Source organism: Trichocoleus sp. ST-U2, assembly GCF_039961875.1.
Lineage (GTDB): Bacteria > Cyanobacteriota > Cyanobacteriia > Cyanobacteriales > FACHB-T130 > FACHB-T130.
The window spans coordinates 1-6,800 of sequence record NZ_JAMPJY010000092.1; the positions used below are offsets into that span (position 1 = coordinate 1).

At 46.9% G+C, this 6,800-nt stretch carries 7 protein-coding genes and 1 pseudogene; all 8 read right to left on the reverse strand.

Annotated features, from left to right (window positions below; all coding sequences use genetic code 11):
• Positions 1-117: pseudogene (locus NC996_RS27965) on the reverse strand (IS982 family transposase); the annotation flags it as partial.
• 148 nt (positions 118-265) lie between these two features.
• Complete coding sequence (locus tag NC996_RS27970; protein ID WP_190689260.1) at positions 266-1,792, reverse strand: VanZ family protein; 1,527 nt, start codon at positions 1,790-1,792, stop codon at positions 266-268.
• A 60-nt stretch (positions 1,793-1,852) separates the two neighbouring features.
• The gene (proC, locus tag NC996_RS27975) at positions 1,853-2,662 is read right to left on the reverse strand and encodes a pyrroline-5-carboxylate reductase (protein WP_190689263.1); all 810 of its coding nucleotides are present in this window, start codon (positions 2,660-2,662) and stop codon (positions 1,853-1,855) included.
• A 110-nt stretch (positions 2,663-2,772) separates the two neighbouring features.
• The gene (locus tag NC996_RS27980) at positions 2,773-3,363 is read right to left on the reverse strand and encodes a cell division protein SepF (protein ID WP_190535537.1); all 591 of its coding nucleotides are present in this window, start codon (positions 3,361-3,363) and stop codon (positions 2,773-2,775) included.
• A gap of 197 nt (positions 3,364-3,560) precedes the next feature.
• Positions 3,561-4,232, reverse strand: coding sequence for a YggS family pyridoxal phosphate-dependent enzyme (locus NC996_RS27985; RefSeq protein WP_190525208.1), 672 nt, complete (start codon positions 4,230-4,232; stop codon positions 3,561-3,563).
• Between the two features lie 85 nt (positions 4,233-4,317).
• On the reverse strand, positions 4,318-4,587 hold the full coding sequence (gene pipX, locus NC996_RS27990; protein WP_190410751.1) for a transcriptional coactivator PipX: 270 nt from the start codon (positions 4,585-4,587) through the stop codon (positions 4,318-4,320).
• A gap of 190 nt (positions 4,588-4,777) precedes the next feature.
• On the reverse strand, positions 4,778-5,170 hold the full coding sequence (acpS, locus tag NC996_RS27995) for a holo-ACP synthase (protein WP_190432734.1): 393 nt from the start codon (positions 5,168-5,170) through the stop codon (positions 4,778-4,780).
• Positions 5,171-5,257: 87 nt separating this feature from the next.
• On the reverse strand, positions 5,258-6,679 hold the full coding sequence (locus tag NC996_RS28000) for an anthranilate synthase component I (RefSeq protein ID WP_190689266.1): 1,422 nt from the start codon (positions 6,677-6,679) through the stop codon (positions 5,258-5,260).
• Positions 6,680-6,800: the final 121 nt, after the last annotated feature.

A 6,800-nucleotide genomic window follows, 5' to 3' on the forward strand; every position in this document is an offset into this window, starting at 1 on the left:
GCTCCGCTCTCGTTTGCGTAGCTGTAATCCATGCCCAAGCAGTTGGCGCTCCCACTGCGGTTCAAAGCTTTGGCAGAAGTCGTCGACACAGCAAAATAGTTCTTCTAGACTAAGCATGGGGTAATTCAGATGGATGAGAAGTTAGCACTTTCACCCTACCTGTTTTGCCCCTTCCTTATCCCGAACTCAGGTTAACTTATTTCCTAACTTATAGAGATGCTTAGGTGTTGTGATACTAAACGTCATTTCGCATCTTTACTCGTTTTTATGCTGTTATCTCCCTGCGTAACCAAGAGTTAGCCCACCTTTTCACTATCAGCATGGTGCTAACAGCTAGTGCCATGCTAAATAGTAGATTATCCAGCCTAATTGCTCTCTGGGTTCCAATCGCTAATACGGCTTCTAATATTAACGATGGAAATAAAATTCCTCCAAAAAGCAATACGGCATAAAAAATAAGTTTTCCTCTGGCTCTTGCACTAATGAGTGCTAGAAAGAAGCCAATAGGGATAAAAATCAATCCATAATAGAAAATCTTGTAGATTTCTAGATTAATACTATTAGCATCAAAAGGTAATAGCTGAAAAATCATCACCTCCGGAACCAGTTTCAGTGAATAAGGTTGTTTTACCCCATTTATATAAATTGTTAGAATTGACCCTTCATAGGTGAGAAGCAACTGATGATTGTTTGTATCCCCAAAAATATTTGGAACAGCTAGTTGATAGCTTGTTGCATTTTTTCCGGTGACTGGAGTTCGCACCCGAAACACCAAATCCGATCCCCTTTGTCCAAGGGTAAAATTGCGGTTTTCATCATCTGCTGAAAGGGAAATAATTCGAGCAGGGCCAGCCTGCATTGTGTCAGCAGTAGCGACAACGGCACCTATTGTAAACTGAGAAGTTTCAGCAATCTTTTGGGTCATTAAAGCTACAGAGCTTTTTGTCTCTAGCCAATGATTGGAATCGAGAGAAGCACCCCTTTGATCCTGAGTAGTTGGGAAATTGCCTCGCCAAGATAAATCTGGAAGGTGCCCAGTTAAATCGGGGTAACTACCTGTACCTGTCAATTGATAAAAAGCTACTAGGTCTTTTTTGATTGCTGAAAATGGGATTTCTGAGGAAAAGGCGGATTCTGCTTCTTGATCTGAAACTGCTTTATTCGCGACGTATAGCTCTGAAATATATCCTTTCCAAGGTCTATTTCCGGTTGGCTCGTTGCCAAGACTCAGGGGGAAAGTGTGATTCCAATTACTGAGACTTCCAGAATTTTGCCAAAGGAGCGTTGTTAGAAAAATCAATATAATATATCCAATAAAAGCAGTCGTTAACTTTTTGATCGAAAGAAAACTATTACTACTTCTAAGAAGATTTAAAGCTGCTCCTAAGATTTTATCTCCCCCTAAACGAAAGCTTAAAAACCCGATAAAAGCACCTAAAATACTGGCACCAATATCGCCAAAAGAGGAACTTCGAGAAGGAATAAATAGCTGTAAAATTTCAATTGTAAAACTTAAACAAAAAGAAGTTAATAAGATGAAAACAAGTGTCTTTCTCCCTAAGAATCTTTTTTGCTGCATCAAGCAGGAAAAGACGAAACCAAAGGGGGAGAATAATAAAACGTTAGTGATTAAGTCGTAAAAATTTCTTAACTTAAAAAATTCTGAAGTGAGAAAGCGATAATTTATTTTACTAGCATTCTCTTTAAAGGCAAAATCGTAAGGAAAAAGTGTAACGACCAGTATCAGCAAAAGGCTAAAAATAAAGACTTTATTTGCCCATTTTTGCCGCATAAAGGATTTTTAACAAATCATTTTACTTTTGGTAGCCGGAAAAGAGTATTCAGCGATGCCTTAACGACCAAGCTCCTGAGAGCGCCGAGAAGCCGCCACTACTGCCTCAATCAAAGCCGAGCGGAAACCAGCCCTTTCTAACTGGGCAATCCCAGCAATAGTTGTACCTCCAGGGCTAGTCACGCGGTCTTTTAGTTGAGCGGGATGCATTCCCGATTCGTGCAACATCTGGGCAGTCCCCAAGACGGTTTGCAGGGCTAACGAAGACGCGATCGCTCTTGGCAATCCAGCCGCTACCCCACCATCTGCGAGTGCTTCCACCATCAGCGCCACATAAGCGGGACCCGAACCCGAAAGCCCTGTCACCGCATCCATTAAAGATTCTGGCACTTCAACAACCTCTCCCACCGCCTGGAAGATCGCCTTTGCTTGTTCTAGATGCTGCTGGGTGGCGTACTGACCCAGCGCGATCGCACTCATTCCTGCCCCTACCGTCGCCGGAGTATTCGGCATCGCCCGAATTACTGGAGCCTGGGGAAAAGCTGCTTCCAGTTGACTCAAGGAAACACCCGCCATAATCGAAATCACTACTGGCGGCGACGCTTGGGCAGAAAGTTCTTTCTCCAAGTCTGCCGCCACTGCTGCAAACACTTGAGGTTTAATCGCCAGTAACAGCACATCCTTTGCCGCCACCGCCCGATTCTCTGCCGTCACCTGGATGCCGTACTGCTGCGCCAAAAAGTCTCGCCGCTCTCTTTGCGGCTCACTCACCAAGACTTCTTCTGTGGCATAAACCTGTTTTTGCATCAGGCGGGATAATAGAGCTTCTCCCATTACCCCGCCACCAATCATGCCGAATTTAGTAGCCAACCTCGTCCCCCAATCCCTATCAGCATGAAAAGTCAGTTGTCGGCGGTCAGTTGTTTTTAGCCGTTACGACTGAGCCATTGACCGCTAACAAGCGTCTCGACTTAGAAATTTTACTGCGCCATCCGGGTCGGTTCGTTTGACCAAGCTGGGGAAGGAGCAGCGGGACGGGGAATCCGGACTTGTGGTTGAGGCACTTCGTGAACCACGCCAGTCTGGGTACTGACTTGAACACAGCTCGGTGTAAACAGAAAGATACTTTCGCCGATTCGCTCTTGGTGCCCATCGATCGCATAAGTGCCACCGGCAACAAAGTCTACAGCTCGTTGCGCCTGATCTGGGTCCATAATCGTCAGGTTTAACACGACTGACTTCCGCTCGCGCAAAGCTTGAATCGCTTGGGGCATTTCTTCAAAAGAACGTGGCTCCATCACGATCACTTCCGAAATTCCATTCACCGAACCGGGCATCCCAATTACATTATTCATTGTTGTCCCCATTTCTATTTCTCTTGCAACAGGTGTGTTTGTCCGCGCTCGACGGCTCTGGCGACGTTCTTCTTCTGCTGTCGTCGGTTGAGGATGCTGTTCTTGATAGAGATTTTGGTACTCTTCTCCCTCGGCTTCTTCGTACTCGTCATACTCGTATTGAGCTGGCTCATTGAGACCCACGAAATCTCGTAGCTTAGAAAAAATATTATTCACAGTTCACGCTCCATCACGATTTAAGGTTAGACTTTGGGGCTGGGATCGCAGGGCACCCTTGAGGCAGCAGTCCTAGTTTAAGGAAACGACAATAACAATCATATAGTCGTGCTGGCAATATAATATCCGATGCCTCTTCATTACCCCACTCATCTGTTCGGAATAGATGTTGACATTTGTAAGCGGAGTAAGGCTTTTCAGGATGCCCGTTCTCCAAAAAGAATTCGTCCCAAACGTATCATTGTTGCCCCAGATTGCACAGCTAGCGGGTAATCACCTGACATTCCCATTGATAGCTGCTGCATTTGAATATTTGACCAGTTTTGCTGTCTGATTTCATCGGCTAGTTTGCGGGTTCTATCGAAAACTGACAGGATTTCAGAAGCCTTGAGATCGAAAGGCGGGATTGTCATCAAACCTTGAATTTGCAGATTGTAGCACTCATTCAAGGCTGGTAAATCGGCAAGCAGTTGAGGAACTGTCCACCCATACTTGTTGGGATCTGGCAGTAGTTTCACTTGCAGGCAGATGAAGGGCGATCGCGACAGCTCAAGCGCCAGTTCGTTTAATCGTTGGGCTAATTTTAAACTATCTATCGAGTGAATCCACTGAAATTGTTCTAGGGCTTTTCGAGCTTTATTACTTTGAAGGTGTCCAATCAGGTGCCAGGTGATGTCTGGTAAATCTTGCAGTTGCGCTTGTTTAAGTTCAGCTTCAGAGATGCGACTTTCGCCGAAATCCCTTACTCCCGCTGCATAAGCTTCGCGCATGGCTTCAGGGGAAACCTGTTTCGTAACGGCGATGAGGCGGACAGATTCCGGTAGTTGCTGGCGAATTTCAGAAAGGCGTTGGGCGATCGCTCCAGTCATTTGACTTCACTTGAAAATAAACAGGGAAGCAAAAATTAAAAATGCTTGCATTAAAAAGGATTTTTTAATTTTTAATTGCTTGCCCCTATTGAAATGTTCGCTTATGAATAGCCTGAAGTTGGGTGTACTCCTCCATTTGACCGTTGCGACGGAGCATCCGCAAACGGTTTTCCACCATGAGGCGACCATCGCTGCGGGTAATCGGTTCAAACGTGATGCCGGTAGGACTGGTATTCACCAAAAAGAAGAGACGCTGGGCATAAAGGGTCGTAAATAGTTCCTGGCTGTCCTCAAGCAGACACACTCTGTAAAGTAAGCCAAATGTAGGGTGATTTAAATAGGTTTCGCTGCTCATTAACATCCACGCGAAGAATGCCCATCCCTAAGGGAGAGATTGGGAAAAGTCGAAGAGTTTAAGCGGCAGTACGACTCGCGCCAGCCGCTCTCTGTTGAAACCCAAGATGTTTCACTCTAGTTCAAACTATGCAGATGATAGCTTGTATTCGGGCACCTCAGAGAGAATGTTTGGGAATTGGCGACACTTTTCAGGGTGAGCAAACGAGGATGGCGGTGGCTACCGAATAATCGCCATCATGGCTGATGCTTAGCTGCCACTGACAATCTTCCCACCCTGCTGTCTGGGCGGCGGCTGAATGGTGAAGAAATACTTGCGGCGCACCTGTGGGTAAACGTCGAATCTCAATATCGGTGTAGCTGACTCCCCGCCATCCAGTTCCCAGTGCTTTAGCAACGGCTTCTTTTGCCGCCCAGCGCCCTGCTAGCTGGTTGATAGAGAGGCGACTGATATCGTCCTGAGTGTAGCCGCAATCTTGTTGTTCATCAAAAGTATAGACGCGCTGCAAGAAGCGATCGCCAAAGCGTTCAACAGCGGCTTTAATTCGAGGCATATAAACAATATCTGTTCCCAGCCGAATCATTCTGTTGCTAGTTGCTAATAGAAGAGTGGCTCTTCAAAACCCTGTCTGGTAGCCATTCGCCAATGGTATTTGACTGATGACCCAGAACTAATCACTAATAACATTAAAACTTCCCAGGGCTGCTAGCAGAGCTTGAGCTTTGTGTAGAGACTCATGCCATTCTCGTTCTGGATCGCTATCGGCAACGATTCCCGCCCCGACTTGCCCGTAAACCATCGCTGCATCGGCACGCTTGGGATAGAGGAGAGTACGGATCAAGATATTTAAATCTAGGTGCCCGCGCCAATCGAGAAAGCCACAGGAACCGTAGAACAAATTGCGACGCACGGGTTCGAGTTCTTCAATGATTTCCATACAGCGGACTTTCGGACACCCAGTGATAGTACCGCCAGGGAAGAAGGCGCGAATTAGGTCAACCGCGTCGTAGTTTGGGCGAATTTTACCGATAACGTTGCTTACGAGGTGCATGACATGGCTGTAGCGCTCAATTGTGAAAAGTTCGTTGACTTCTACAGAACCCCACTCGCACACACGCCCCAAGTCGTTTCGCTCTAAATCCACCAGCATAATGTGTTCGGCTCTTTCTTTGGCATTGGCAATCAAGTCTTGCGCCAAATGCTCGTCGAGGGCGGGTGTAGTGCCGCGCGATCGCGTTCCCGCAATCGGTCGCGTTTGCGCTTGTCGATCGTGCATCTGAACCAATCGTTCTGGAGAACAGCTGATGAGTGCCCCCCACGGAGTCTGCCAATAGCTAGCAAAGGGAGAAGGATTAATTTGGTGTAACGCTTGATAAATTGACCAAGGACTGGCGGTTACGCGGCTTTCAAAGCGTAGGGAAAGATTTGCCTGAAAGATATCTCCGGCTCGGATATACTTTTTCGCTTGCCGCACCGCATCTTCGTAATCAGTTTGGGGCGTCCAAAAATGGAAATGAGGGGATTTCGGATTTAGGATTGAAGATGCTGGCTCCTCTGCTATCCCGCACTGCGTTCGGCTTTCCAGCAGGTTTTGCAAGAAATCGAGTTCAGCTTCATCGCTAGCGGCTAGCCATAGGGTTTGTTCCCAGTGATCGAGGACAGCAAAGGATGCTGGTTCATACCAATAAGCAACCGGGAATGGTAGGGGGTCAGAATTTAAATTGGGTAGCTGCTCGATCTCCCAAGCGAGGTCATAACCCAGCCATCCCAGCCAGCCGCCAGTGAAAGGTAGTGACGGCTGTAGAGATTCATCCCTGAAGGCAGAACGTTGCCGCAAGCGGCGTAGGAAGGGGAGGATCTCGCCAACGGGTGGAGTCCACACTGCTTGCACGCCATCTATAAAGCGCGGCGCACCGGCACAAATTGAATATCTGGCGATCGCGTTCTTGGCTTCAGGTGAGTGTTGAAGGAGCGGATTATAGGGACTTTCGAGTAGGGTAGCAATTTTACCAGCGTCCAGAAACAGGGCGGCGAATACTTCTGAGCCAGTTCGATGTTGTAGAGGAAGCGATCGCCAGAACCAAGGTTTCATATTAATTTACGTCTAATGTGAATTAGACAAAGGAACGGGAGAGATTGAGAATCAAAGTACCACCCATGAAACTCATCTCTCCGATGACTAGCATAGACTTTCCTAACTTGATGATTGTCGT

What these genes read in the sequence shown, in the direction of transcription:
- NC996_RS27970 (WP_190689260.1), bottom strand. Translation starts at nt 1,792, where the DNA reads ATGCGGCAAAAATGGGCAAATAAAGTCTTTATTTTTAGCCTTTTGCTG.
- NC996_RS27985 (WP_190525208.1), bottom strand. Translation starts at nt 4,232, where the DNA reads ATGACTGGAGCGATCGCCCAACGCCTTTCTGAAATTCGCCAGCAACTA.
- pipX (WP_190410751.1), bottom strand. Translation starts at nt 4,587, where the DNA reads ATGAGCAGCGAAACCTATTTAAATCACCCTACATTTGGCTTACTTTAC.
- acpS (WP_190432734.1), bottom strand. Translation starts at nt 5,170, where the DNA reads ATGATTCGGCTGGGAACAGATATTGTTTATATGCCTCGAATTAAAGCC.
- NC996_RS28000 (WP_190689266.1), bottom strand. Translation starts at nt 6,679, where the DNA reads ATGAAACCTTGGTTCTGGCGATCGCTTCCTCTACAACATCGAACTGGC.